This window comes from Nocardioides ochotonae, assembly GCF_011420305.2.
GTDB lineage: Bacteria > Actinomycetota > Actinomycetes > Propionibacteriales > Nocardioidaceae > Nocardioides > Nocardioides ochotonae.
The window spans coordinates 798,480-822,262 of the sequence record NZ_CP061769.1 but is presented as its reverse complement, the minus strand read 5'-3'; the positions used below and the strand labels follow the sequence as shown (position 1 = coordinate 822,262).

Annotated in this window: 30 protein-coding genes; 16 read left to right on the top strand and 14 right to left on the bottom strand. The window is 72.9% G+C overall.

Annotated elements, in window-relative coordinates; all coding sequences use genetic code 11:
• Positions 1-227: 227 nt before the first annotated feature.
• A complete protein-coding gene (locus tag HBO46_RS04070; protein ID WP_166136456.1) occupies positions 228-689 on the bottom strand; it encodes a CAP domain-containing protein in 462 nt (153 codons plus the stop codon).
• Positions 690-794: 105 nt separating this feature from the next.
• On the opposite strand from HBO46_RS04070, the gene HBO46_RS04065 reads away from it, so the two are divergent.
• The 4 genes from HBO46_RS04065 (at position 795) to HBO46_RS04050 (ending at position 4,484) form a co-directional block, all read left to right on the top strand.
• Complete coding sequence (locus HBO46_RS04065) at positions 795-1,361, top strand: TetR/AcrR family transcriptional regulator (RefSeq protein WP_166136459.1); 567 nt, start codon at positions 795-797, stop codon at positions 1,359-1,361.
• Positions 1,358-2,101, top strand: coding sequence for a maleate cis-trans isomerase family protein (locus HBO46_RS04060; protein WP_166136462.1), 744 nt, complete (start codon positions 1,358-1,360; stop codon positions 2,099-2,101). The genes HBO46_RS04065 and HBO46_RS04060 overlap by 4 nt, the downstream gene beginning before the upstream one ends.
• A 94-nt stretch (positions 2,102-2,195) precedes the next feature.
• Complete coding sequence (locus HBO46_RS04055; protein WP_166136465.1) at positions 2,196-3,065, top strand: alpha/beta fold hydrolase; 870 nt, start codon at positions 2,196-2,198, stop codon at positions 3,063-3,065.
• A gap of 159 nt (positions 3,066-3,224) precedes the next feature.
• On the top strand, positions 3,225-4,484 hold the full coding sequence (locus HBO46_RS04050; protein ID WP_166136468.1) for an HNH endonuclease signature motif containing protein: 1,260 nt from the start codon (positions 3,225-3,227) through the stop codon (positions 4,482-4,484).
• Positions 4,485-4,494: 10 nt separating this feature from the next.
• Here HBO46_RS04050 and HBO46_RS04045 read toward each other — a convergent pair whose 3' ends face one another.
• The 9 genes from HBO46_RS04045 to HBO46_RS04005 all read right to left on the bottom strand — a co-directional run bounded on the left by HBO46_RS04045 (position 4,495) and on the right by HBO46_RS04005 (position 9,585).
• Positions 4,495-4,902, bottom strand: a complete 408-nt coding sequence (locus HBO46_RS04045; RefSeq protein WP_166136471.1) for a VOC family protein — start codon at positions 4,900-4,902, stop codon at positions 4,495-4,497.
• A 10-nt stretch (positions 4,903-4,912) separates the two neighbouring features.
• Complete coding sequence (locus tag HBO46_RS04040) at positions 4,913-5,365, bottom strand: DUF3592 domain-containing protein (protein WP_166136474.1); 453 nt, start codon at positions 5,363-5,365, stop codon at positions 4,913-4,915.
• 76 nt (positions 5,366-5,441) lie between these two features.
• On the bottom strand, positions 5,442-5,909 hold the full coding sequence (locus HBO46_RS04035) for a Tad domain-containing protein (protein WP_166136477.1): 468 nt from the start codon (positions 5,907-5,909) through the stop codon (positions 5,442-5,444).
• Positions 5,906-6,364 (bottom strand): hypothetical protein, encoded by a 459-nt coding sequence (locus HBO46_RS04030; protein WP_166136480.1) that lies wholly within the window; start codon positions 6,362-6,364, stop codon positions 5,906-5,908. The genes HBO46_RS04035 and HBO46_RS04030 overlap by 4 nt, the downstream gene beginning before the upstream one ends.
• Positions 6,361-6,765 carry a TadE/TadG family type IV pilus assembly protein gene (locus HBO46_RS04025; protein WP_166136482.1) on the bottom strand — a complete coding sequence of 135 codons (405 nt, stop codon included), beginning with the start codon at positions 6,763-6,765 and terminating at the stop codon, positions 6,361-6,363. Before HBO46_RS04025 ends, HBO46_RS04030 begins: the two co-directional genes overlap by 4 nt.
• On the bottom strand, positions 6,765-6,962 hold the full coding sequence (locus HBO46_RS04020) for a hypothetical protein (RefSeq protein ID WP_166136485.1): 198 nt from the start codon (positions 6,960-6,962) through the stop codon (positions 6,765-6,767). Before HBO46_RS04020 ends, HBO46_RS04025 begins: the two co-directional genes overlap by 1 nt.
• A 51-nt stretch (positions 6,963-7,013) precedes the next feature.
• Entirely contained in the window at positions 7,014-7,955 is a 942-nt protein-coding gene (locus HBO46_RS04015) for a type II secretion system F family protein (protein ID WP_166136488.1), read from the bottom strand.
• Positions 7,952-8,803, bottom strand: coding sequence for a type II secretion system F family protein (locus tag HBO46_RS04010; RefSeq protein ID WP_166136490.1), 852 nt, complete (start codon positions 8,801-8,803; stop codon positions 7,952-7,954). The genes HBO46_RS04015 and HBO46_RS04010 overlap by 4 nt, the downstream gene beginning before the upstream one ends.
• Entirely contained in the window at positions 8,803-9,585 is a 783-nt protein-coding gene (locus tag HBO46_RS04005; protein ID WP_224769483.1) for a CpaF family protein, read from the bottom strand. Before HBO46_RS04005 ends, HBO46_RS04010 begins: the two co-directional genes overlap by 1 nt.
• 3 nt (positions 9,586-9,588) lie before the next feature.
• Here HBO46_RS04005 and HBO46_RS04000 point away from each other — a divergent pair, with 3 nt between their 5' ends.
• A complete protein-coding gene (locus tag HBO46_RS04000) occupies positions 9,589-10,254 on the top strand; it encodes a restriction endonuclease (RefSeq protein ID WP_166136493.1) in 666 nt (221 codons plus the stop codon).
• A 22-nt stretch (positions 10,255-10,276) separates the two neighbouring features.
• Here HBO46_RS04000 and HBO46_RS03995 read toward each other — a convergent pair whose 3' ends face one another.
• Positions 10,277-11,059, bottom strand: a complete 783-nt coding sequence (locus HBO46_RS03995) for a DNA methyltransferase (RefSeq protein WP_224769364.1) — start codon at positions 11,057-11,059, stop codon at positions 10,277-10,279.
• Positions 11,060-11,199: 140 nt separating this feature from the next.
• On the opposite strand from HBO46_RS03995, the gene HBO46_RS03990 reads away from it, so the two are divergent.
• The 10 genes from HBO46_RS03990 to HBO46_RS03945 all read left to right on the top strand — a co-directional run bounded on the left by HBO46_RS03990 (position 11,200) and on the right by HBO46_RS03945 (position 18,937).
• Positions 11,200-11,496 (top strand): hypothetical protein, encoded by a 297-nt coding sequence (locus HBO46_RS03990; protein ID WP_166136499.1) that lies wholly within the window; start codon positions 11,200-11,202, stop codon positions 11,494-11,496.
• A gap of 90 nt (positions 11,497-11,586) precedes the next feature.
• The gene (locus HBO46_RS03985; protein WP_166136502.1) at positions 11,587-11,760 is read left to right on the top strand and encodes a hypothetical protein; all 174 of its coding nucleotides are present in this window, start codon (positions 11,587-11,589) and stop codon (positions 11,758-11,760) included.
• Positions 11,757-11,990: a hypothetical protein gene (locus HBO46_RS03980; protein WP_166136505.1), complete on the top strand. Its 234-nt coding sequence runs from the start codon at positions 11,757-11,759 to the stop codon at positions 11,988-11,990. Before HBO46_RS03985 ends, HBO46_RS03980 begins: the two co-directional genes overlap by 4 nt.
• A complete protein-coding gene (locus tag HBO46_RS03975; RefSeq protein WP_166136508.1) occupies positions 11,987-12,793 on the top strand; it encodes a hypothetical protein in 807 nt (268 codons plus the stop codon). Before HBO46_RS03980 ends, HBO46_RS03975 begins: the two co-directional genes overlap by 4 nt.
• Positions 12,790-12,993 (top strand): hypothetical protein, encoded by a 204-nt coding sequence (locus HBO46_RS03970; protein ID WP_166136511.1) that lies wholly within the window; start codon positions 12,790-12,792, stop codon positions 12,991-12,993. Before HBO46_RS03975 ends, HBO46_RS03970 begins: the two co-directional genes overlap by 4 nt.
• A complete protein-coding gene (locus HBO46_RS03965; protein WP_166136514.1) occupies positions 12,990-14,597 on the top strand; it encodes a terminase large subunit domain-containing protein in 1,608 nt (535 codons plus the stop codon). Before HBO46_RS03970 ends, HBO46_RS03965 begins: the two co-directional genes overlap by 4 nt.
• Positions 14,598-14,954: 357 nt before the next feature.
• On the top strand, positions 14,955-15,164 hold the full coding sequence (locus tag HBO46_RS03960; protein ID WP_166136517.1) for a hypothetical protein: 210 nt from the start codon (positions 14,955-14,957) through the stop codon (positions 15,162-15,164).
• Positions 15,161-17,677 carry a bifunctional DNA primase/polymerase gene (locus HBO46_RS03955; protein WP_166136520.1) on the top strand — a complete coding sequence of 839 codons (2,517 nt, stop codon included), beginning with the start codon at positions 15,161-15,163 and terminating at the stop codon, positions 17,675-17,677. The genes HBO46_RS03960 and HBO46_RS03955 overlap by 4 nt, the downstream gene beginning before the upstream one ends.
• Before the next feature lie 457 nt (positions 17,678-18,134).
• The gene (locus HBO46_RS03950) at positions 18,135-18,716 is read left to right on the top strand and encodes a recombinase family protein (RefSeq protein WP_166136523.1); all 582 of its coding nucleotides are present in this window, start codon (positions 18,135-18,137) and stop codon (positions 18,714-18,716) included.
• Positions 18,713-18,937: a hypothetical protein gene (locus HBO46_RS03945; RefSeq protein ID WP_166136526.1), complete on the top strand. Its 225-nt coding sequence runs from the start codon at positions 18,713-18,715 to the stop codon at positions 18,935-18,937. Before HBO46_RS03950 ends, HBO46_RS03945 begins: the two co-directional genes overlap by 4 nt.
• Positions 18,938-18,977: 40 nt before the next feature.
• Here HBO46_RS03945 and HBO46_RS03940 read toward each other — a convergent pair whose 3' ends face one another.
• Positions 18,978-20,507, bottom strand: coding sequence for a recombinase family protein (locus tag HBO46_RS03940; protein WP_166136529.1), 1,530 nt, complete (start codon positions 20,505-20,507; stop codon positions 18,978-18,980).
• Positions 20,477-21,187, bottom strand: a complete 711-nt coding sequence (locus HBO46_RS03935) for an ATPase, T2SS/T4P/T4SS family (protein ID WP_224769363.1) — start codon at positions 21,185-21,187, stop codon at positions 20,477-20,479. Before HBO46_RS03935 ends, HBO46_RS03940 begins: the two co-directional genes overlap by 31 nt.
• Positions 21,188-21,373: 186 nt before the next feature.
• Between HBO46_RS03935 and HBO46_RS03930 the strand changes: the two genes are divergently transcribed.
• Complete coding sequence (locus HBO46_RS03930; RefSeq protein ID WP_166136532.1) at positions 21,374-22,993, top strand: AMP-binding protein; 1,620 nt, start codon at positions 21,374-21,376, stop codon at positions 22,991-22,993.
• A 56-nt stretch (positions 22,994-23,049) separates the two neighbouring features.
• Here the strand turns inward: HBO46_RS03930 and HBO46_RS03925 are convergent, their stop codons facing one another.
• Complete coding sequence (locus tag HBO46_RS03925) at positions 23,050-23,709, bottom strand: GAP family protein (RefSeq protein ID WP_166136535.1); 660 nt, start codon at positions 23,707-23,709, stop codon at positions 23,050-23,052.
• Positions 23,710-23,783 lie beyond the last annotated feature (74 nt).

The window sequence follows — 23,783 nt, the reverse complement described above, 5'->3', positions numbered from 1 at the left end:
GTAGGTGTCGAAAGCCCACACGAGCCGGGTTATTTCGGGTCCGCGCCGAAGCGGGACAACTTTCCACCGGCTGGGCCGCTCCCTACGCTCACAGCGCTTGGTCCCGCCCACGCCGGGCCGGATGGCGGTGCTCTTTGGGGATCCTCCCTCACGGGAGGGTGCGCCGCCCCGGCCGGCGTACGGCGGCGGGCTCAGGCCCAGGCTCAGGCCCCAAGCCAGGCCCCGACTCAGGCAGTGCGGCCGAGGACCTGCGCGGCGTACCACTGGCCGTTGTCGGCGCGGCGCGCGGCGATGCCCACCCGGTTGAACTGGCCGTTGAGGATGTTGGCGCGATGGCCGGGCGACTTCATCCAGCCCTGGCGCACGACGGCGCGCCCCGTGGGGTAGCCGTAGGCGACGTTCTCCCCCACCATCGACAGCCCGCAGCGCTGCAGCAGCGGGCCGAGGTCCTGGTGGAAGAGCCGCTGCTGCGCGGCCATCTTGCGCGCCTGCTGGGCGGCGGCCTTGCGCAGGCAGGCGTTCTTCTTCACCGCGCCGCGGTCGTGGTTGGCGCGCACCGCGTTGGTCGCACGCACGGCCTGGTTGGCGTAGGTCTGCTCCGGAGTCGCGGCGCCGGCCGGCGTCGGCACGGCGAGCGGGGCCAGAAGGAGGGCGAGCAGGACGGACAGGGTTCCGAGACGGTGAGGCATCCGGCGAGGTTACGAGGTCGGTGGTGACCGCGGCACCCACCGACCATCCCTCGTCCTTCACTCACATCACGACACATAACCGGGGCATCCCGTATCGTTTACTCAATGGCACGGACTGGACGCCCGGCAGGGCCGGCGAACGAGACGGCGACCGTGGTGCTCACCGCGGCACTTGAGCTGCTGCTCGTGGAGGGCGCGACCGCGCTGACCGCGCAGCGGCTGCACCAGGCGACCGGCGTCTCGCGCTCGACGATCTACCGCCACTGGCCGACCCCGACCGACGTGCTGGCCGCGCTCATCGACGTCGCTCCGTCGCCGCCGAGCCCCTCGTCCGGCGACCTCGCGGCCGACCTGCACGCGGCGGTGGACGTGCTGTGCGACCGGCTGCGCGACAAGCCGGTGGCGGCCTTCCTCCAGGCGTTGACCACCACCGCGGCCCACGACCCGGCCGCTGCCGACCTGCGCCGGCGCTACGTCGAGGACCTGCTCGAGCCGTTCGGCACGGTGCTGGCCCAGGCCGAGGTGCCGCGTGGCCCGGCCGACGACGTGATCGCCGTGGTCGTCTCACCGCTGCTCGTCGACGCCCTGCTGCTGGACCGACCCGCGGCGCGCGCCCGGGCGCATCGCGCGGTGGACCTCTGCCTCGCCGGGCTCGAGGGCGTGTCGCGATGACCAACGTCGTGGGCCCGCGCGGCGTCTTCGGGGTGATCGTGCCGAGCACCAACACGGTGGTCGAGCACGACTACTGGCGCGCCGGCGTCGAGGGCGTGGCCTTCCGCGCCGGGTCGATGCACATCCCCGACCCGACGATGGCCGGGGACGCCGGATTCGAGGCGCTGCTCGTGCAGATCCGCGCGTCGATCGACACCGCCGTCCGCGACGTGCTCACCGCCGAGCCGGACCGGATGGTGATGGGCATGTCGGCCGAGACGTTCTGGGGCGGCATCGAGGGCAACGCGGCGTTCGAGCAGCGGATGCGGGCCCGCACCGGCCTCCCGGTCACCACCGGCGCCGGCGCCTGCCGGGCCGCCCTGCACGAGCTCGGCGTACGACGCATCGCGGTGTTCTCGCCCTACCAGCCGGTCGCCGACCGCGAGGTCGGCAGGTTCTTCACCGAGGCTGGCTTCGACGTCGCGGCGATCACCGGCCTGCGCTGCCCCACCGCCATGGACATCGCCCGCGTCGGCGAGGACCGGCTGCGCGAGGTGGTCGCCGAGATCGACGGCCCCGGGGTGGAGGCGATCGTGCAGGTCGGCACCAACCTCTCCTTCGTCGGCCTCGCCGAGACCCTGGAGGCCGAGCTGGGTCGCCCGGTGGTCGCCATCAACGCCGCCACCCTGTGGCACGCCCTGCGCGAGCACGGCATCGAGGACCGCCTCCCCGGCTCCGGCGTCCTCCTCCGCGAGCACTGACCCCCTCGCCGAGTCGGCGCCAACGGCTCGGGCGGCGCGGGACAGCGGCGACGAACGCTCGCCACGTGCGGTGGCGCGGCGCGAAGATGTCGGGGTGGAGCGCTACGTGGACGTGGGCGACGGGACCCGACTCTGGGTCGAGGAGTCCGGACGCCCCGACGGCTCGGCGCTGCTGCTGGTGATGGGTGCCAACGCCTGCGCGCTCACCTGGCCCGAGGACCTGGTCGCCCGGCTCGGGACGCGCCACCGCGTCGTGCGCTACGACCACCGCGACACCGGCAGGTCGACGTGGGCGTTCGAGCGCCGGCCGTACGCCGTGGCGCAGCTGGCGCGCGACGCGGTCGCCGTGCTCGACGGCCTCGGCATCGACCGCGCCCATGTGGTCGGCATGTCGATGGGCGGCACGCTGGTGCAGCTGCTGCTGCTCGACCACCCGGACCGACTGCGCTCGGCCACGGTCTTCGCGACCTCGGCGCTGATGGGGGCAGAGGCTGACGACGCTCCCGCACAGTTCTCCTCCATCGACCCACCCCTGCTGCGCCTCTGGGAGCACCTGGGCGACGTGCGGGACCGTGCGGACGAGATCGCCTTCCGGGTGCTGCACTGGCGGATCCTGAACGGCGACCAGGTGCCGTTCGACACCGAGGAGTTCCGGCGACTCGAGGAGCGGGTCGTCGCCCACACCGGGCGTCACGACCACCCGGCCGCGCACGCCCGCGCCGACCGATCCGGCCTGGCGCGGGGCGCCGAGCTGGGCACGATCACCACCCCGACCCTCGTCATCGAGGCACCCGCAGACCCGATCAACCCGCCGCCGAGCGCCGCACGGATCGCCGAGGCGATCCCCGGCGCCCAGCTGGTCAGCATCCCCGGGATGGGCCACGCGCTCGGCGCACCGATCCTCGGGCCGCTCGGCGAGGCGATCCTGGCCCACACCGTGCGGGTCGACGCCACCCGTCCCTGAGCAGTGACCGCTCCCTCGCCGCGATTGCCCACAGCGATTCGGACGAGGTTCTCCACAGATTCAGCCTTTACCTTCCAAGCCATTTCGAACGCTTTCGAACATCGGTAGAATCGATCCTACGAAACCAAGTCTTCTACCACCTCATCTCGGGAGGCGACGATGACCGACACGGCTCATCCCTACCTCGCCGACGTGGGGTGCGCGGAGGCATTTCTCGACAAGATCGCGGACCGCGATCCGACCTTCCTGTCGATCTCGGAGAAGCGCCAGGCGCTGCGGATGACGGCCCACCTGGCCTCGCGCGCCCAAGCGATGCACGCACGGGTGATCGCGTGCGCCGACGACGTGGCCGACGCCGATGGCTGTCGCGACGTGGCCGCGTGGGTCGCGCACCGCACCCACACCTCCGGTCCGACTGCGCGGCGCCTGCAGCGGCTCGGGGTCGCCTGCGAGCTGCGTTGGCACCGCGTCGGCACGGCGCTCGCGGGCGGTCATGTCAGCGTCGACCAGGGCCACGTGATGGTCGCAGCCCTTGACGACCTCACGGATGCCTTCTCGCTGATTGAGGCGAGCGCGGAGGAGTGGTCGGCGATGCTGGCCCGTGCGGAGACCTATCTGGTCGAGCAGGCCGCCGACTTCGGGCCCCGTGAGCTCGGCCGCCTGGCCGAGCGGCTGCTGGAGGTGGTCGCGCCGGAGTGGGCCGAGAAGGTCGAGGAGGAGCAGCTGCGCGCTGCGGAGCGCCGAGCCCGTCGGCGTACGACGTTCGGCGTGCGGCACCTCGGCGACGGGTCCGCGGTGATCCGGGCGCAGGTGCCGGAGTCGGTGGCGCTGCGGCTGACCACGATGCTGGAGTCCTTCACCAACCCCCGCCGGGCCGCCGATGAGCCGGCGGCGGACGGGCGGCGGGTGCCCTACGAGCGGCGACTCGGCGAGGCGTTCTGCTCGCTGCTCGAGGCGATCGACCCCACCCGCCTGCCGCTGCACGGCGGCGACGCCACGACGCTGGTGATCACGATGGACCTGACAGCCCTCATCGAGGGGCTGGGTTCGGCGACGCTGGCGGACGGCTCCCGGATCACCGCCGGCGAAGCCCGGCGCCTGGCCTGCACCGCGAATCTCGTCCCCGCGGTCCTCGGCACGCCTTCGGTGCCGCTCGACCTCGGCCGCACGAACCGGCTCTTCAGTCCGGGCCAGAGAAAAGCCCTGGCAATTCGAGACAGAGAATGCCGCGCCGACGGCTGCACGATTCCCTCGACCTGGTGCGAGGCGCATCATGTGGATCCGTGGTCAGCGGGCGGAAAGACCGATCTCGACAAAGGCATTCTGCTGTGCAGCCATCACCATCACCTGATCCACGACGACCGATATCTGCACCAACGCATGCCGAACGGCGATATTCGATTCGCTCGGCGGACGTGAGGAGCGCGGCTCATTCCTCGGCGGGCTCGTAGCCGAGCAGCCAGTGCAGCCCGTAGCGGTCGACGACCTCGCCGTCGGAGGCTCCCCACCCGCGCGCCTGGAGGTCCGAGAGCACCCGGCCACCGTCGGAGAGCCGGGCGAACCACTCGTGGGCAACGTCCGGGTCGGCCGCGCCGAGCAGGGAGAGCATCAGGCCCTCGGCCTTCAGTGGCGACTCGTCCGGGCCGGCGTCGGCGCCGAACAGCGCGACCGGCCCGTCGACGAGCATGCCGTGGGCGACCGCCTCCGGCGGGCCGTCGACCCGGCCGAAGTCGGCGTAGGCGTGCACCTGGACCCCGCAACCGAAGACGTCGCCGTAGAACGTCAGTGCCTCGCGCGCGGTCCCGGGGAAGTGGATGTAGGGCGTGGGATGTGTCATGGCACACACGCTAGGCGCTGGGCGGCCGACGCCGGCGGTAGGCGAGCAGCGGTGTCGCGACGGCGACCAGCAGGCCGAGCGCCCCGGTCACCAGCATCACCCAGCGGACACCGGCGCCGCCCGGCCCGTACGCCCGTTCGGGGTGCGCGGCCTCGTAGGAGACCTCGATCGGCTTCCCGTCGTACGCCGCCACGCACCGGCGCCCGCCGAGGTTCCCGCCGAGGTCGAGGCGATAGGTCTTCCCCTCCACGGTGTACTCGACGAGCCGGTAGCACGGAGACTCGATGTGGCGCCCGGTCACCGTGCGGTCGGGGAGCGGCTGGGTCGCAAAGCCGTGGAGCCCCCAGACGCCGAACGCACCGCCGAGCAGGACGCCGAGCAGGGAGATCACGATCGGGGCGTCGCGTCGTCGGCGCCGCTTCTCCCCATCAGGTCCCGAGGTGTCGGGTCTCGTGCTGGCCACTCCTCGCACACTCCTCGCGCAGTCTCAGGGCCCGGTCAACCTAGCCGGACGACGCCCCGCGCTCGGGACCGCGGCATCAGTCGATGCTCGACACCGCCGAGCCGGTGGCCCCGACGCGGGGGCTCGAGGGCGAGCCGGGGAAGGTGAGCGGCAGGTCGAGCGGCGCGCTGAGCTCGACGGTGACCCGCTGGTCGCTCCCGACGCCGACGTCGAAGGTGAGCCCGGGGTAGCGCCCGTGCGCACCTACCTGACGCAGGTAGTCCGCGACCGCCGCACGCACCGTCGCCACGGTGACCCGCAGCCGCTCGTCGGGCAGGCCGTCGGTGTAGACGTCCACACCGGTGGCCCCCAGATCGGCGCCGTGCAGCGCCGCACCGTCGGCCAGCGTGGACAGCTCCGAGCGCTGGAGGTACGCGGCAGTCGCGTCGATGACCACCGCGATGGTGAGCGCGATGATCAGCGCGAACCCGACGATCAGCGGCGTCACCTGACCCCGTTCCGCGCGCAGCCGGGGCCCCGGGCGAGGCGCGTCGGAGCGGGTCACCGGATCTCCTGGTACTGCCCGATCGGCACCGTGTGGCTCGCGTCCAGGGCGAACCGGCCGCGCTCGGCACCCAGCGCCGCTGGCAGCACCGGCAGCGCCACGCTCGAGCGGATCCGCACGGTGATCACCGAGGTGCCGCTGTGGCAGTTCGGATAGGGCGTGCAGCTGATGTCCACGCGCAGCGGGGCCGAGCCGATCCCCTGGTCGGCGAGAGCGAGGCGCGCCGCCGCCTCCGCACGCCGCTCCCCCTCCGCGTCGGTGGGTGCCAGCGCATAGGCCCGGCCGGCCGCACGGGCGGCCGCACTCACGCCGTACGCACCACGCTGGACCTCGAAGACCGACAGCACGATCCACAGCAGCGGCACCAGGAGCAGCAGCCCCAGCCAGACCAGCTCGACCAGCGCGCTGCCCTCCTCGCCACGCTCCCGGCGGCGCGGCAACCGCCGCGCGCTCACGGCGCCACCTCGACGCTCTCCTCGACGGCGTGCGCGGTGACCACCAGGTCCACGCCCGGGCCACCCAAGCCGAGCGCCGGCACGCTCGCACGCACCGTCACCTCGATCATCGGCTGCCCGTCACGCACGACCCGGGTCGCGCTCACGTCGCGCGCGAAGCGCCCCGAGACCGCGCCCTCCACCTGCTGGCGCGTGCGCGCCACCCCGTCGGCCGGACCACGGTCGGCCGTCGCGGCGTACCGCGCTCCTTCCGAGGCCGCCGCAGCGAGGGTGTTGCGCACGAACAGGGTCAGCGCGACCTGCAGGATCCCCAGCACCAGCGGGACCAGCACGAGCACGACGAGCACGAAGTCGACCACCGCGCTGCCGCGCTCCCCCGCCGCTCGAGGCGGGGGCCGCACTACTGCACCTTGGCCAGCGCGTTGCTCAGCATCCGGGTCAACTGCGGCTGCGCGACGGCGGTGATCGCACCGACGAGCCCGACCGTCATCAAGGTGACCAGCACCCAGCCGGGTACGTCGCCGCGCTCGTCACGCCGACCGCGCGCCACCACGAGCGTGGCCTGCAGCCTGACCACGAGGAACAGAAGGTGTGTCATGACGAGCTCCGATCTCCGAGTCCAGCAGGGTGAAGCAGGGGTGAAGCGGGGTCAGGGGGTGGTCAGCGAGAGACCGACAGCGCCGGGCCAGAACGCGAAGAGCACCGTCACCGGGAGGACCAGGAACACGACGGGCACCATCATCGCGACCTCCTTGCGGGCGGCCACCTCGATCAGCTCGCGGCGTCCCGCCTCGCGCACGTCGGCGGCCTGGGCGTGCAGGACGTCGGCCAGCGGGGTGCCGCGCTCGGAGGCGACCGCGATGCCCTGGGCGAAGCGCGCGACCAGCGGCAGGCCGCTGCGCGCCGCCATCGCGTCAAAGGCGGAGGCCACCGGCTCACCGGTGCGTACGGCGGCCAGCACGACGGCCAGCTCGTCGGAGAGGTCACCGCCGCTGCGGCGTACGACGCGGTCCAGCGCGGACACGGGGCTCTCCCCGGCGGCCACCGCGAGCGCGAGCAGCTCCGCGACGGTGGGGAACTCCTCGAGGATGCGCCGCTCCCTGGCCTTGACCTGCGAGGACAGCCAGGTGTCACGGGCCAGGACCCCGCATGCGAAGGCAACCGCGCAGACCAGCAGCGACGCGACCGCGGCGCCGGGCGCGGTGACAGCGCGCAGCAGGCCCCACGCGGCCGCGACGGCGAATCCGGTCAGCCCCCACAGCACCTGCTCGACGCGGAACTCCTGCACGGTGGTCTCGAGGCCGGCGCGCTCGAGGCGGCGGCGTACCGACGTGGCGCCGCCGAGGACGCGCTCCACCGCCTGCGCGGCCGAGCGCAGCAGCGGCCCGAAGACCCCGACCGCTGCGGCCGCCGGCGACGCAGACGCGACGTCGGCGGCAGGGCCGTCCCCGAGCCGGGGCAGGTCGCGCACCCATGGCAGCACCCGGTCCGCGAGCGGCACCCGGCGCATCGCGACCAGGCGGGTGCCGACCAGCAGCAGCCCACCGGCGAGCGTCGCCCCGAGCACGGCTCCCCACATCGCGAGGCTCATGACAGGATCCGCCGCTCGACCGGAAGGCGCCCGACGCGCATCATCACGCGGTAGGCGACCGCGCAGACGGAGGCGCCGACGACGAGCACGACCACGCCGGCGGGCGTGGCGTAGCGCCGGATCGCGTCGCCCTGCAGCGACAGCATCAGCAGCACCACCCACGGCGCCGCGACGGCGAGCCGGGCGCCATTGACCGTCCACGACTGGCGCGACTCCAGCTCGGAGCGGGTGCGGGCCTCCTCGCGCAGGTAGCCCGACAGGTTGCGCAGCAGCCGACCGAGCTCGCCACCGCCGACTTCGCGCGCGATCCGCAGCCCCTCGACGACGCGGTCGCCGACCGGGTCGGAGAGCCGCTCCTTGAGCCGGTCGAGGCAGTCGCTGAAGCGGCCGGTGACCTGGTAGTCCAGCGCGAAGGACCGGAACGCCGGCTGGAGCGGCTCCGGACCGCGGGTGCCCAGCGCGGCCAGCCCGTCGGGCAGCGACATCCCGGCGCGGACCGCGGAGGCGAGGTTGTCGACGGCCTCGGGCCAGACCTCGGCGAACTCCCGCTGACGCCGACGGGCCCGGCTGGTCACCACCGCGACCGGCAGGTAGCCGCCCAGGACGCCGAAGACCAGCGCGACCGGCGCGGTGCGGGAGACGAGCTGGACCAGGAGCGCGGCCACCACGCCCACCGCCACGCACAGCAGCACGAACCCCGGCGCGGACACCTCCCGGAGCCCTGCCCGGGCGAGCAGTCGCACCACCCGGCCCTCGGGTCTCGGGGCCCGCTCGGGGTGCGGCAGCGCGAACGCCGACCAGATCAGCAGCAGCCCGATGCCCACCCCGAGGCCGACCAGCGCGCCCATCAGGAGACCTCGCGGCCCTGCTCGGGTGCGGTGGCGGGCTCGGCGAGCAGCGCGTGCACGTCGATGCCGGCGCGTTCGTAGAGCTCCACCCGCGGCGGCATCCCCCGGGTGCGCCGCAGGTCGCCACCGCGCCGCTCGAAGATCGGCTCCACCTCGATCACGTCGTTCTCCACGCGGCCGGGCACGGCGACGATCTCGTTGACCCGTCGTACGCCGTGCTGGTCGAGCCCGAGGTGGACCACCAGGTCCACCGACGAGGCGACCGTGGGCACGACGAAGCGGGCCGAGATGTTCTCGCCGGCCAGCAGCGGGAGCGTGCACATCTTCACCAGCGCCTCGCGGGCGCTGTTGGCGTGCAGGGTCCCCATGCCGGGCAAGCCCGCGTTGAGCGCCAGCAGCAGGTCGAGACACTCCTCCGCACGCACCTCCCCCACGATCAGCCGACTGGGACGCATGCGCAGGCTCTCCTTGACCAGGTCGCGCAGCCGGATCTCCCCCGTGCCCTCGAGCCCGGACTGGCGCGTCTGCATCGGCACCCAGTCGGGGTGCGGGAACCGCAGCTCGAAGACCTCCTCGACCGACACGATCCGCTCCCCGCCGGGGATCGCGGCCGCGAGGCAGTTGAGCATCGTGGTCTTCCCGGTCTGGGTGCAAACCGAACCAAACCGGGCTAATTGTCGGTCCGACCTCCGCGTTCGGCAGGGCGTTTTCTGGAACCGCTGACAGCCCCGCTCCGCGCCCCTAGGGTCACAAGCCCAACGGGGCGAGGTAAAGGACTGAATGACGTGGGCTTCCTAGAGGACTGGGACCTCTCGTACGACGAGATCAACGAGTTGCTCACGGACAACCCGAGCCTGCGGTCGTTCGTCATGGGCTACGCGGCCGAGGTCAAGTGCCGGAACATGTTCTTCTGGGACCACCCGGACGTCAGCGCGATCTACAAGCCGGACGACCACGACCGGACCGAAAAGGGCGACTGGATGCTGACCTACAAGGGGCACCGCATCGGCGTAGAGGTGAAGAGCCTCCAGACGGTCAGCATGCGGCGAAGGCGTGACGGGTCGGTGATGCCGCACTACCAGTGCGACGCCTCGGACGCACGGACGGTCGTCTTCGACGACGGCTCGACCGTCCACACGACCGCGCTCCTTGTCGGAGAGTTCGACGTGGTGGCCGTGAACATTCACGCATTCGAGGGCAAGTGGGACTTCGCCTTCTGCAAGAACGAGGACCTGCTCACCATGGAGGGCGCGACTCGCGGCGCGGCGCGGCACTACACACTGACGCAGCAGCGAAGCCTCATCAAGACGACTCAGCCAATGCCGTTCGACGTTCCCCCGCCCTACTCCCGGGACCCCTTCGTGCTGTTCGACGAGATCATCGAGGAGCGGGAGCGTGGCCAGCAGCCGGTGGCCCCCGTCCAGGCAATTCTCGACGAGGACGGCAGGTAGGCGCTGTTCGACTGAGGGGCGCTCAGGCGAGCCCCATCTCGCGCGCTTCCTTCACGGTCGGCCGGATCCGCTTCGGGGCTTCCGGGTTCCGTTTGATGAACACCAGGAAGTAGGAGTGTGCCTTGCGTGCGTGCTCTTGCTTCACCAGTCGGGCGACGCCCGGCCGGTTCGGCCGCACCACGACGAACAGGTCCTTGCAGTAGAAGCCGTCAGCCTCGTAGGCGTTGATCAACTCGACGTGGGTTAGGCGCTGCCGATTGGCACTGACCTCGTCCTGACACTTGACGATAAACACCCCGTACTTCCGGAGGACGCGCTTGGCTTCGACTCCCGCCTTCAAGTAGAGGTCAACCACGGCGTCGTGGTACTTCGGCGCACCCTCGACATGCTCGGTGGCCTGACCATCGGAGTACGCCTTGCGGAACGCCGCGTGTGTACCCGAGCCCGCCATGTTCTTCGCCGACGTTCGGAACAGGCCCTCCATGTACGGCGGGTCGAGGACCACGCAGTCCATCTCCCCGTCCTTGTAGGGCAGCGCCCGGCAGTCGACGCCCATCTGAATGTCGGTCCCGTAGACGTCGTACTTATGCTCGTCGATCTTGCGCCAGAACGCGCCCTGACCGAAGGTCACGTCGGCGATCTTGCTGCCGTCCGGCACGTGCAGTCGAAGGATGTCGGGGAAGATCTCCGCGTTGCCGCCGATGGTCGCACTCACCACCACATCGGAGGTCGCTACGCCCTCGGGGCGCTTGCGCCCCGTCGCCGTCTTCGGCGGCTGGCCCTCTTCCCAAAGTTCGGACTGCATGGAGGACATTCTGAGGGTTCCCTTCTCTGACGCAGGCACCGGGCAGGTTCTTCAAACAGATGTTCGAAGGAACCATAACCCGCTCAGACGGCGTCCGCGGTCACGGCTCGCCGCGCGGGTGCCTCGTGGAGAATGGGCCCGTGAAGGTGTTGAAACGCAACGACCGTCTGGGGCTTCGGCTGGAGTTCGAGCCAGAGGCAGAGCGCAAGTACCGCGTCGTGGTCGACGAGGAGGTCGTGTACGCGACCAACGTCGATTCGTCCGCGCTGAGCGAGTACGCGGACATCGCTGCCGAACGGGACAAGCCCTTCGCTGAGCGCCGCAAACGCGAAGCCGACTTCAAACTCGGGCAGGCCCTACAGAACGAGCGAGTCGCGCGTACCAGCGGCAACGCCGCCAAAACGTCCGGCGGCAAGGGTGGGCGCGGCGGCGTCTAGGCCCTTGTGCGGTGGGCGCACCGCATCCGACAAAGCCGCGTCATAATTGGAGGGAGGAAGCCGACGCCTTGAAGTGAGAGGAAGGCTTCCATGTCCCAGCCCCCGACCGTGAGCGCCGCGTGCGCCCGCCTCGCCGCCCTCCGCCGCTGGCGGCGCGAGGACGATCCCGTTGTTGCCGCAGCCAAGCGCGACCTCGTGGTCGCCCAGGCCACGGCCCTCGCGGCCGAAGCGGCCCGACTCCTCCGGGGCGGTGGCGCGCGGTGAGCAAGCCCATCGAGCCCTACCGGTTCGCCAACGGCGAGCCCTGGCGGGGCCCCACCCGGGTCCCCGTCGCGGTGCCCGGGTCGTCATCGGTGCGGCGCGGGGGCGACTTCGCGGCGCGTTCCCGGGCGGTCCGGGCGCTGGCCGCCGCCGACCCGACGTGGCAGCGGCGCGCCCCCGCCCAGCGCCGCCGCCTGATCGACCTCTACCTCGCCGAGGAGGCCCGGTCGTGAGCGCGCCGTGCCGCCTGTGCGGGGTCGCGACCGACCGCGCCGTCGAGACCGTGGAGAAGCAGTCGCCCTCGGGCCTGCGCGGGGGCCCGGCCTACGAGGTCGGCACCTGTGCCGAGTGCGAGGGGCTGCTCCCGGCCGAGCCCGGCGCCGCCGTCCGCGCCGCCCTGCGCGTGCTCGGAAAGGACGAGGGCGACTGGCGGCTCGCCGCCGAGGCGTTCGACAAGGAGGGGATCGACGCGGCCTACGTGCTTCACGACGCGGCGGCGCGCAACGGCCGGGCCGCCCAGCGGAAGCCGTGGGGGCACGTCGAGAAGGCACTGAAGGCCGACCTTCGGGCCGCCTACGTCAAGGTCCTCGACGCCAAGGTCCACCGCGCCGCAGGTTGCGGCCGGAGGGCCCCGGCGGCGGCACCGCCGGGCCACGGCCCGCGCGGCTGCCTCCTGTGCGGCGTCGGCGTCTCCGCCGCGTGGCGCTCCGTCACGACCGGCGCGCTCACCCGCGGCCCGGGGTTGGTCAGCGGCCACCTCTGCGCGACCTGCTCCGAGGTGCACGACGAGGTCGGCGCGATCGGCGCCACGTTGGTCGAGAGGGCCGCGCTGAGCCACGCCGGGGTGCCGTGGTCGGAGGAGATGACGGCCCCGGGGCTCAAGCCGTGGGTGGCCACGAGTCTGGAGCCCGGCGAGCCCTGGGCATGGGTCGGCGGGTTCCGCCTGCCCGAACCGCCGCCCACGGTCGAGGACCTGGCGGCCAAGGTGGCCGCCCTCGCCGCCGCCGTCGCGGCGCTGGAGGCGAGGCTGCCGTGAACGACCCGCTGGAGTGGGCCGACATCGACGGCCTGTGCGGGGACCAGACGTGCCGGGTCCGCGTGCACATGAGCCTCTGGCTCCCGGGCGACCCGCTGGTCATCCCGCCGTGCGCCGCCTGCGCGGACGCCGCTCGCGCCGCGCTGCTCGGCGCCCAGGGCGACCGGCTCCGGGCGCTGAGCGTGGAGGCGCGCCGGTGAGCGAGGCGGCGTACGCCCTGGCGACGACGCTCCGGGTGGTGGCGGGCTCGGCCGAGCCGGTCCCGTGGGGCTCCGTCGCCGACGCGCGGCAGCGGGCCGACATGCACGCGCTGCTCGCCGAGGACGACCCGCGACAGCACGTCTGGCAGCGGGCCCGCGGCTACATGAAGACCACCGATTCGGGGGTCGCCGCGCTCGCGTCGCTCCTCGTGGACGTGCCTCCGAGCGGCGTGGTGCAGGTGTTCGCGGTGGACCAGGACCAGGCCCGGAAGATCATGACCGCGATCCGCGTCGCCGCGGACCACCTGCCCGCCGACGCCCCGCCGCTGAAGATCACCGCCAACGGCGCGACGCGGGTCGACACCGAGGCCGCGGTCGTCGTCGAGACGTCGGACGCCGCGTCGGCGCTCGGCGCGAGCCCGCACCTTCTGATCCTCGACGAGTTCGCCAACTGGAAGGACACCGGCTCGTTCCAGGACCTCTGGGACCACGTCTACTCCGGCCTGCCCAAGCAGGGCGGGGCCCGCATCCTGATCGTGACCTCGGCCGGGCCGGTCGGCACGTGGGCTCACGGGCGGCTGACGACGTTCCAGAAGTCGCGGCACTGGCGCTACAGCCTCGCGCCTGGCCCGGCGCCGTGGCGCACCCCAGAGGACCTCGAGCGGCAGCGCGAGGGCCTGTCCTCGCACGCGGCCTACCGCATGTTCCATCTCAACGAGTTCACGTCCGCCGAGGACGCGCTGGTGACCGAGGAGGACCTGGCCGCCGCCGTCCGGGACGGCGTGCGGGAGCGGCCCTACGACCCGGCGCACGGGTACGTGATCACGGCCGACCTCGGGACCTCGCACGACGCGTCGGTCATCACCGTGTGCCACCGCGAGGGCAACCGCGTCGTCCAGGACACCGTCCGCCGGTGGCTGCCACGGCTCGGCCGCCCGGTGCCGCTGCCGGAGGTCCGCGACGAGTTGGTTCGGCTGCACGAGGACTACGGCCACGCGCCGATCCGCATCGACCCGAGCCAGGCCCGTTTGATGGTCCAGGAGGCCCAGGCCGCCGGGGTGCTGATCGAGGCGGTCACGATCAGCGTGGCCTACAACCACAACTGCACGACGGCGCTGCAGTCGGCGTTCGAACAGCGCCGGATCGACCTGCTCGACGTGAAGGACCAGACCGACGAGTTGCTGACCGTCGTGGTCAGGACCAAGACGTCCGGGGGCAAGGTGACCGTGCAGATGGACAGCAGCGGCAACGGCCACGACGACCAGGCCGACGCCCTCGGCATGGCCGTGGAGTTCCTGATGTCGCGGCCCCACTTCGGGATGCCTCACGTCACCAACGTCGGCGCCCTCTCCCAGGTGCGCGTCCGGCACGCGTCCGGGGCGACCCCGGTCAGGGGCGCGGCGCGGGAGGGGGTGAGGGTCAGCCAGCGCGACCTCTCGTCCTCCTCGCAGGCGGCGCGGGCGGCGAGGGCGCCGGTCCGGGACGCCCTCGCCGCGTACGCCCGGGCGCGGGGTTGGGCCGCGCCCGGGCGTGCAGCCAGCGGAAGCAGGAAGCAGGCGCGCCCCGACACCCGGCCGAGCGACGCTGCGCCGCCCGCGGGCTGACCCCCAGGGGTCGGGTACCCCGGCGCCCCGGTCGGCAGAGAGCGGGGCACCCTGGGCCAACCCCGAGCCCCACGGGGGCGGCCCGCGGGATGATTGTCGCGGGGTTCCTGCCCGTCCCCCGACCCGCTCGGGTCCCCGGCCGCCTTGGTGAAGTGGCCGGGGCCCGGCGCCGTCTCTGGCCGCAGCGGCTTGGCCGAACCCTAGGTATGATTGGGGTGCGGGATGACGGGCAGTCACCCTCGGATGTGAGTACGGGCGTAGCACCCGACGACTGCCCCGACCGCCGAGAACGCCCTTCGGGACGGCCACCACCGGGCCGTGGACGAGTAATCGTTGCCACCGAAGGGCAGGACCACCGTGATCCCCAAGCGAACCACCACCCTGGCCGCGTACGCGCGCGCCATCAAGGCCAGCGAGCCCCCGGAGGTCGTCGCCGACGCCCTCGCGCTCGACACCGCCGCGAGGCTGCAGGAGCAGATCACGGCCGCGCTGGCGAGGTCGCCGATCGACCCCGACGACGCCCGGGAACTCGCCGCCCTGCTGCTCGCCGGAGGTGAGGGGCGATGACGCTGTTCCTCCACCCCGCCGGGCCGTTCGAGGCCGCGGCCGAGCGGTACCGCGACGCGGGCATGGCCCCGGTGTCGCTGCCCGCGAAGGCGAAGGAGCCCCCGGTCGAGGGCTTCACCGGGAAGAAGCACCGCGGCGTCCACGCCTTCACCGACGCCGACCTCCGTTTCCTGGCCGAGTACAACCCCGGCGGCAACGTCGGCGTGCGCCTGCCCGAGGACGTCGTGGGCATCGACGTTGACGTCCGCAACGGCGGCGACCAGACCGTCGCCTTCAAGGCCGTGGCGCTCGGGCCGCTGCCGCCCACGCTCAGCAGCACCAGCCGTGAGGACGGGTCGCGGATCGCCTTCTACCGGGTGCCCGCCGGCCTGGAGTGGCGGGACGTCGGCGACGGCGTCGAGACGATCTGGTGGGGCTCCCGCTACGCCGTCGCCTGGCCGTCGCGGCACCCCGACACCGGCGCCACCTACCGGTGGTACGGCGCGGACGACGCCGCGCTGCCCGGCCCGCCCGCGGGCGGGTGGGACGCCGTCACCGCGGCGCTGCCCGAGCCGTGGGTCGAGGCGCTGAGGAAGGCGGAGCGCGCCGAGGTTGCCGCCGTCGACCTCCCGACCCTCCGCCCGGCCGAGGTCCGCCGCCGCGTCAACGGCGCCCTGCGCTGGCTCGGCGAGGCGAAGCACGGCCAGCGCAACGCGCGCATCTTCGACACCGGCGTCCTCGTCGGCGGCCTGTGGGCGCAACTGCCCCCCGACTGCGCGGACGAGGACCTGGACCCGGACGCGCTCCGCGGCCTCGTCTGCAAGGTGTTCGCCGACATCGGCGTGGACCCCGACGAGAGGAAGGCCAACGACACGCTGGACCGAGGCTGGGACACCGGCGTCCGCGACCCCGCGGCCAACCCGCCGCCCGACTTCTCGGTCGAGCCCGGTGAGCCGGAGGCCCGGCCGAAGGTCCGGCTCGACGTCACCAACCCGGACGCGGCGTACAAGGCCGCGTGCCGGGCGCTCGGCACCGGGTCGCTGTCCGGAGTGTTCCGGCGCGACGGCAGCCTCGTCTACACCCCGCGCCAGGGCGAGGACGGGTACGTCGAGCCCACCGGCAGTCGGCAGTACGAGGACGGCTCGGTGGTGTACGACGAGGACGGGGCCGCGCAGGTCCGGCGGCTCGACGGCCCCGCGCTGCGCGCGCTCGTCGCGCACAACGCCGACGTGTTCAAGATGGTCACGCCCCAGGGGCAGCGGGTCGCCCAGGAGAAGGCCGCGGTGCTCCCCACCGACACGGCGGCGCTGCTCCTCGGCTCGCCGGAGTACGTCACCGGGGCCCGCGCGCTGCGCGCCGTGGTGCACACGCCCCTGGTCCTCGCGGACGGGTCGGTGCTCGCCGAGCCCGGCTACGACGCGGCGACGGGGGTGCTCCTCCTGCCCGAGATCGACGTCCCGGTGCCCCGGGGCGAGGTCACCCGCGCCCAGGCCGCGGAGGCCGTCGCGCTGCTCGACGCGCTGCTCGGGCCGCCCGGCGGCGGCCCCACCGCGGGGTTCCCGTTCGTCACCCACGACGACCGGGCGACGTACCTGGCCGCGCTGCTCACCCCGCTGCTCCGGGAGGTGGCCGGGCCGCCGTACCCGCTGTTCGCGATCGGCGCGCCGACGCCCGGGTCCGGGAAGTCGTACCTCGCCTGGATCCTCCGCGCCGTCCACGGCGGCGTCTTCCGGGCCGAGATGCCCCGGAGCGACGACGAGTTGCGCAAGCAGATCACGACGATCCTCGACCAGACGACCGGCCCGGTGGTCACCTTCGACAACCTCAGCGGGCCGTTCGCGTCCTCCCGGTTCGACGGCCTCCTGACGTCGGGCGAGTGGACCGACCGGCTGCTCGGCGGCAACGAGGAGGCCACCCTGACCAACGACCGGGTCTGGACCGTCACCGGCAACAACCTGACGTTCGGCGGCGACATGCGGCGCCGGGTGCGGTGGGTGACGATCGACGCCGGGGTGGCCCGGCCCGAGGAGCGCCGGTTCGCGATCGACCTCAAGCCGTGGGTCGAGGAGCGCCGGGGCGACCTGCTCGGCGCGCTGCTCACGCTGGTCGTCGGGTGGCACCAGGCCGGGCGGCCGTCGTCGGACCCGGGCCGGTCGGACGACTACGCGCGGTGGACCCGCGCCACGCAGGGCATCCTCGCCTGGGCCGGGGTGCCGGGGAAGGTTGGCGGGGCGGCCCGGGAGGGCGGGCTGGAGGAGGCCGAGGACGCCGACGTCCTCGACCTCCTCCGCGCCGAGTTCGGGGCCCGGCCGTGGACGGCCGCCGAGGCGGTCGCCCGGGGCGACTTCGACCGCGACCTCGCCGGGGCGCTGCCCCGGCCCGCGCACGGGGGCCGCCCCAACGCCAAGTCGCTCGGCCACTGGCTGCGCCGGTGGCAGGACCGGCCGACCGAGTCCGGGCACACCCTCCGCAAGCAGGGCACGGCCTGGCGGTTCGAGCGGGCGCTGGCGCCGGAGGACCTCGACCTCCTGTAGAGAACGGCGGCCCGGACCCCCGCGGCGAACCCGAAACCACGGGTCCCGGGGGTCCGGGTGTCGCGGATTGTTTTGTTTGGCGCCTACCCCAGCCAAGCCGGTTATCTGCCTTCTACGACAGCACGCAGCAACGGGAAGACCCGAAAAGGCAGATAACGCGCCCGGCCCGGCTGGCCGGTGAACAAAACAACCCGCAAACCGCGGGCTCGGCCCGGAGACCCGGCGCCCACCCCGACCGGCGTCGCCGGTGGCCGGTTCTTGGTTCGCCGCCGGGGTGCGGCGCGGCGTTCTCGACGGCGGCCGGTGGCCGCCCCGGCGCCCGCCCGCGGCCGGGCCATCTGGGGTGAACCCGTGCCGGGCCGCTGAAGACGTGCGAAACGCCACAAGAGTGGTCATATTTGAAGTTGAACGTTCAACCAGGCGGCCTGTGTGGGCCGACAACCCAGGAGGACCACCCATGACAGCCACCGTCGGCTACCGCCGCGTCTCGTCCACCGACCAGCGCCTCGACCGCCAGGACCTCGGCACCGTCGACAAGGTGTTCGAGGACCACGCCAGCGGCAAGGACCGCGACCGCCCCGGGCTCGCTGCCTGCCTGGCCTACGTCCGCGAGGGCGACACGCTCCGGTGCTACTCCGCGGACCGCCTCGCCCGCAGCCTGGTCGACCTGATCGCCACCGTGGACGACCTGACGGGCCGGGGCGTGCGTGTCGAGTTCATCAAGGAGGGCCTGGTCTTCGACGCCTCCGAGTCCGCCGACCCGTACGCCCGGTGCCTCATGCAGGTGATGGGCGCGTTCGCCGAGTTGGAGCGCGACCTGATCCGCACCCGGCAGGCCGAGGGCATCGCCCTCGCCAAGGGCCGCGGCGCCTACACCGGCCGCCAGCCAGCGCTGTCGCCGGACGAGGTCCGCGTCGCCCGCCAGCGCCACCGCGACGGCGTCACGCTGGCCCGGCTGGTCAAGGACTTCGGCGTCGCGAAGAGCACGATGCAGGCCGCGATCGCGGGCACCGGCGTCTACGCGGGCGTCGCAGCGTGAGCGCGCTCGACGTCGGCGACCCGGCCGCCCTGGAGGCGGCGCTCGACGCGCTGCCCGAGGGTTGCTGGATCGAGGTCACCAACGAGGACGGGCGGCACCTCGTCGTGCGGGTGCCCGGCGGGTGGCACCTGCCGGGGGACGTCACGGTGGCGTCCGGGGACGTCGCGGACGGCCGCCCCGAGCGCGTGGAGGTTGTTGGGCGACGACGACCCTCTCCCTAGGTGACGCGCGGTAGCGCACCGCTGCCTGCCCGGGCGCCGCTCAGGCACCCACGCCGAGCCACCCCTCGTCAGGGTCATGCCACGTCGGCGTCGGCTTGAGCACCAGGGTCAGCCGCTCCAGCATCTGCCCCGCGGTCCGGCGTCCCGGCCGCCCGCGCCGGACCTCCACCCGCTCGACGCAGTCGTCCAGGACCGCCCGGCGCTCCTCGACGGTGGCCGCGGCCTCGTAGTCCTCGCGGAACGTCCGGTCGGTGGCGACCTGGACCCACTCGACCTCCCCGCCCTCGGCCCGCCGCGCGTCGCGCAGTTCAAGAAGCGCGTCCTCCCGCTCGCGCAGCCGACGCCGCTCGTCGGCCGACCCGGCGGCGCGGATCTTGGCGCTGAGGTCGTCCAGCGCCAACTCGATCTCCGGCAGTTCGGCCTCCCCGCCGGTCACGACCCGCTGCACGCGCTGCCAGCGGAGGTCGCCGCCGACGCGCCCCAGGACGTGCTCGACCAGCGCGTCCTCGAAGTTGGAGATCACCATGTTGCAGCCCTTGGCCCGACAGACGTAGCCCTCGCGGCCCTGGATCGTCCCGCGCCACATCCGTACCGGCCCGTCGTGCCTCTCCGAGCGGCACCACATGAGGCCGCTGAGCAGCGGCGAGGTCGAGGACTTCATCGCCCGCGGCCGGGCCTGCGGGGAGTCGCGGCCGTCCAGCGAGGCGACCAGCGCCCGCCACTCCGCCACCGGCAGGGCGGCGAGGTCGGGGTAGACCCGGGGCATCCCGCGCTCGTCCCGCACCACGTCCTCGCCCCGCCGCTTCGTGTCCACGTTGCCGGGGTTGTGCGGGACCATCCCGGCGCAGACCGGGTGCCGGACGACGCGCTCGACCTGGCTGTGGTGCCAGCGGCCCAGCGCGAACGGCACGCCGCGCCAGGACGGCGCTGGAACACCGTCGTCGGTGAGGCCCTTGGCGATCCCGTACATCGTGCCGCCGCCCGCGGCCTCGGTGAGGATCCGCCGCACGACCGGCGCCTGTGCGGGGTCCTTGGCGAGCACCTTGCCGGGCCCGGCCGGGTTGTCCACGTTGCGCCACCCGTACGGCGTCGCGCCCCCGGCGCTGCGGCCGGTGGTCAGCAGGTGGGCGCGGGCGGCGGCGACCCGCGCGGCGATGTTTTCGGCCTCGACCTGGGCGATGCCTGCGAGCAGGCCGAGCACCATCTTGCCGACCGTGGTCGAGCCGTCCACCCGCTCCTTGCAGAGCACGAGGGCCTTGCCCCGCGCCTCCAGCCAGTTGTGGGTGTCCCAGAAGGACGCGATGTTGCGGACGAGCCGGTCGAGGGACCAGACGATGAGCACGTCCCACGGCCGGTCGAGGTCGCAGACCTGCCGGAAGCCCCGCCGGTCGAGCGGCGCGGTCTTCGAGCCGCTGACGCCGTCGTCCACGGCGACGAGCACCACGTCGAGGCCGAGCCGCCGGGCCTCCTCCTCGCACGCCTCGCGCTGCCGGGCGATGGACACGCTGGTCTCGCTGGCCTGCGAGAGCCGCAGGTAGATCACGGCCCGGGTGGGCTTCCGCTTCGCCATGCCCCCATAATGCCTGGTTTCTGCATGTGTTGGGTACCACCGGCGACCATGATGTTGAGCCCGGCGCGCACCGAGGCCTCCAGGAAACCCGCCGCCCGCGGCGTCATCGACCCCAGCTCGACCAGGTCGGCGACCCGGGCCGCGCGCAGCACGAACTTGCGGATGTTGACCGCGGAGAACCCCCGGCTGATCCCCTCCAGCACCACGTGCAGGCGATGGCCCTCGGGCAGCATCGCGTCCACGAACGGCTGGCTCAGGTCGAGCCGGCGACCACTGGACTTCAACATCCGCTCGACCAGCTCGGTCACCTGCGCGGCGCTCAGCATCAGGTTGGTCAGCTCGTGGCGCCCCCTGCGCGCCACGAACACCCGGGACGGATCGTTGATCCAGATCTCCTCGACCTCGGGGTCGTCGAGGAACTCCTGCAGCGGCCCGAACCCCGCCACCCGCGCGACCAGCTCGCCGACCACGACCTCGACGTCGGGCACCGGCTCCACCTGCCCGGTCAGGCTCCGCTCGTCGTGGGCGCGCACCACGCCCTCGGCGATCCGGCGTACGACCCCGGCGTCGCGCTGCGGGTCGACCCCCTCGCGGCGTACGAGGTCACGCACCCGCTCATCGAGCAGGTCGACCAGCACACTGCGCGTCTGGGCGTGCCGCCCTGCCGTGGTGATCGCCATGTCGTGGCCCCGTCCCGAGTGACTCGTGGGCCAGAACGTAGGCGAGCCAGCCGACCACGGCCAGCCCCTCTACCCAGATCTGTGGACAACGGGTTCGCGCGGGCAGCCGGCGCGGACGAGAACACGTTGCACTTTCTTCGTGACTCGGGTCACATTTGACCCTGATCCTCGCTAGCGTGCCCAGGCATGAAGTTCAACCTGGCCTCCGTGTTCGAGACCGTCGCCGACGCCGTGCCCGAGCGGGTCGCCCTCACCTACGAGGGTCGTGACCTGACCTACGCCGAGTTCGACCGCGAGGCCACCCAGGTCGGCCACCTCTTCGCGGCACACGGCGTCGCGCCGGGTGAGCACGTCGCGATCTTCCTCAAGAACAGCGTCGAGCACGTCACCTCGATGGTCGGCCTGCTCAAGATCCGCGCGGTGCCGATCAACGTGAACTACCGCTACACCGCCGCGGAGCTGGAGTACCTCTTCACCAACTCCGACAGCGTCGCCGTCGTCGTCGAGGAGACCGCCCACCAGCAGGTGCTCGCCTCGATCCTCGACCGCCTCCCCCAGCTCCGCACCGTGTACGTCGCCGGGCAGCCCGACGCGGCGCTCGTGTCCGCGGCCGGCGAGCGCGGTGTCGCGCTCGTCGACCTCGCCGGCTGGCGCGACCAGCCGGCCGAGCGGGACTTCGCCGAGCGCACCGGGGAGGAGCACTACATCCTCTACACCGGCGGCACCACGGGCTACCCGAAGGGCGTCGTCTGGACCCACGACGACCTCTTCCACAAGCCGCTCTCGGGCGGCAACCCCTACGGCGACGCCCACCCCGACCTCGCCGCCGTCGCGGCGGCCGCCCAGGCGATGCCCCCGATCTCGTTCCTCATCGCGGCCCCGCTGATGCACGGCGCGGCGTCGTACGCGATGTTCTTCTACTTCATCTTCGGCGGCCGGCTGGTCATGCTCCGTGACTTCGACCCGGCGAGGATCGTCGACGGCATCGCGCACGACGGCCTGCAGAGCCTGCTCATCGTCGGCGACGCAATGGGCATGCCGCTGGCCGATGAGATGGAGCGCCGCCAGGACGCGGTCGACTACTCCGCGCTGTTCATGATCACCTCCGGCGGGGCGATCTGGTCCCAAGCCTGCCGCGACCGGTTCAAGGCGCTCGCGCCCGGCGCGATGCAGCGCGACAACTTCGGCGCCTCGGAGTCGGGCAACGACGGCGAGATCACGCTGGACGAGCGGGGCAACCTGCGGGTGCCGGCCACCGACAAGATGCTCGTCGTCGACGACACGCTCGCCGAGGTGCCCGCCGGACCCGAGAACGTCGGCCTCATCGCCCGCCTCGGCCCGGTCCCCCAGGGCTACTACAAGGACGAGGAGAAGACCGCCCGCACGTTCCGCACACTGCCCGACGGGCGGCGCTGCTCGGTGCTGGGCGACATGGGCTACCGCGACCACGACGGCTCGATCGTCTTCCTCGGCCGCGGCTCGCAGTGCATCAACACCGGCGGGGAGAAGGTCTACGTCGAGGAGGTCGAGAACGTCCTCCACGGCCACCCCGACATCGCCGACGTCCTCGTCGTCGCCATCCCCGACGAGCGGCTCGGCGAGCGGGTCGCCGCCGTCGTCTCCCCGCGGGAGGGCCGCGAGCCGCAGCTCGAGGACGTCCAACGCCACGCGCGCGAGTCGCTGGCCGGCTACAAGGTCCCCCGCGACCTGGTCGTCGTCCCCGAGGTCAAGCGCACCCCCGCCGGCAAGGCCGACTACCGCTGGGCCAAGGCGGTCGCGAGCGAGCACGCCCCCACCCCCGCCTGACGCGGGTTACGGCCAACCCCTCTACCCAGATCTGCGGACAACGGGCCCTGTCGGCCTCAGAGACCGACCATGCGCACGATGCCGCGGACCACCAGGAAGAGGCCTACCGCGGCCAGGAGCAGCACCGTGACCAACCGACCGCGGGTGTCGATGAAGTCGCCCAGCGCCTGCAGACCGCGACGGGTGGGACCGGGCGCCACCAGGGTCATCGCGAGCGGCAGCCAGGCCGGCACCGCCGCCACGACGACCACGACGGCGAGCACGATCAGACGGGCGAGCACGTCGAGGTGGCTGGCGGCGATCTCCTTGGCGATGGGGACCATGACCGCCAGCGTCGTGAAGTTCGTCGCCATCGAGAACACGCCGAAGCCCAGCGCTCGGCTCGGGCTGAGCCCGCCGCGCTCCCGCGACTTCTCGGGCTTCGGGGACCGCGGCCGGCGGTACCGGAGCACGGCGGCGATGAGCACGAGAAGGGTGCCGAGGACGATGTCGAGCGAGGCGCTGAGGCTGGGCTCCTTCGGCAGCGCGATGGACCTGCCGAAGAGGACCAGGAGCGACAGGAGCACCAGCAAGGTCGTGGCGACCCCGAGGGCGTAGCTCGCCGCGACGCGGCGGCCGTTGCGCCCGGCCAGCAGCACGGTCTGCTCGGTGAGCATGACCGGGCTGATCGCGCCGGCGAAGGCCAGCGGGATCACGAGCGCCAGGACACTGAGCATTGAGCGGAAGCGTAACGGCGGCGAGACGGGCGTAGACCCTGCTGCGACGTGGCGCGGCGCGGCCGGGCATGGCT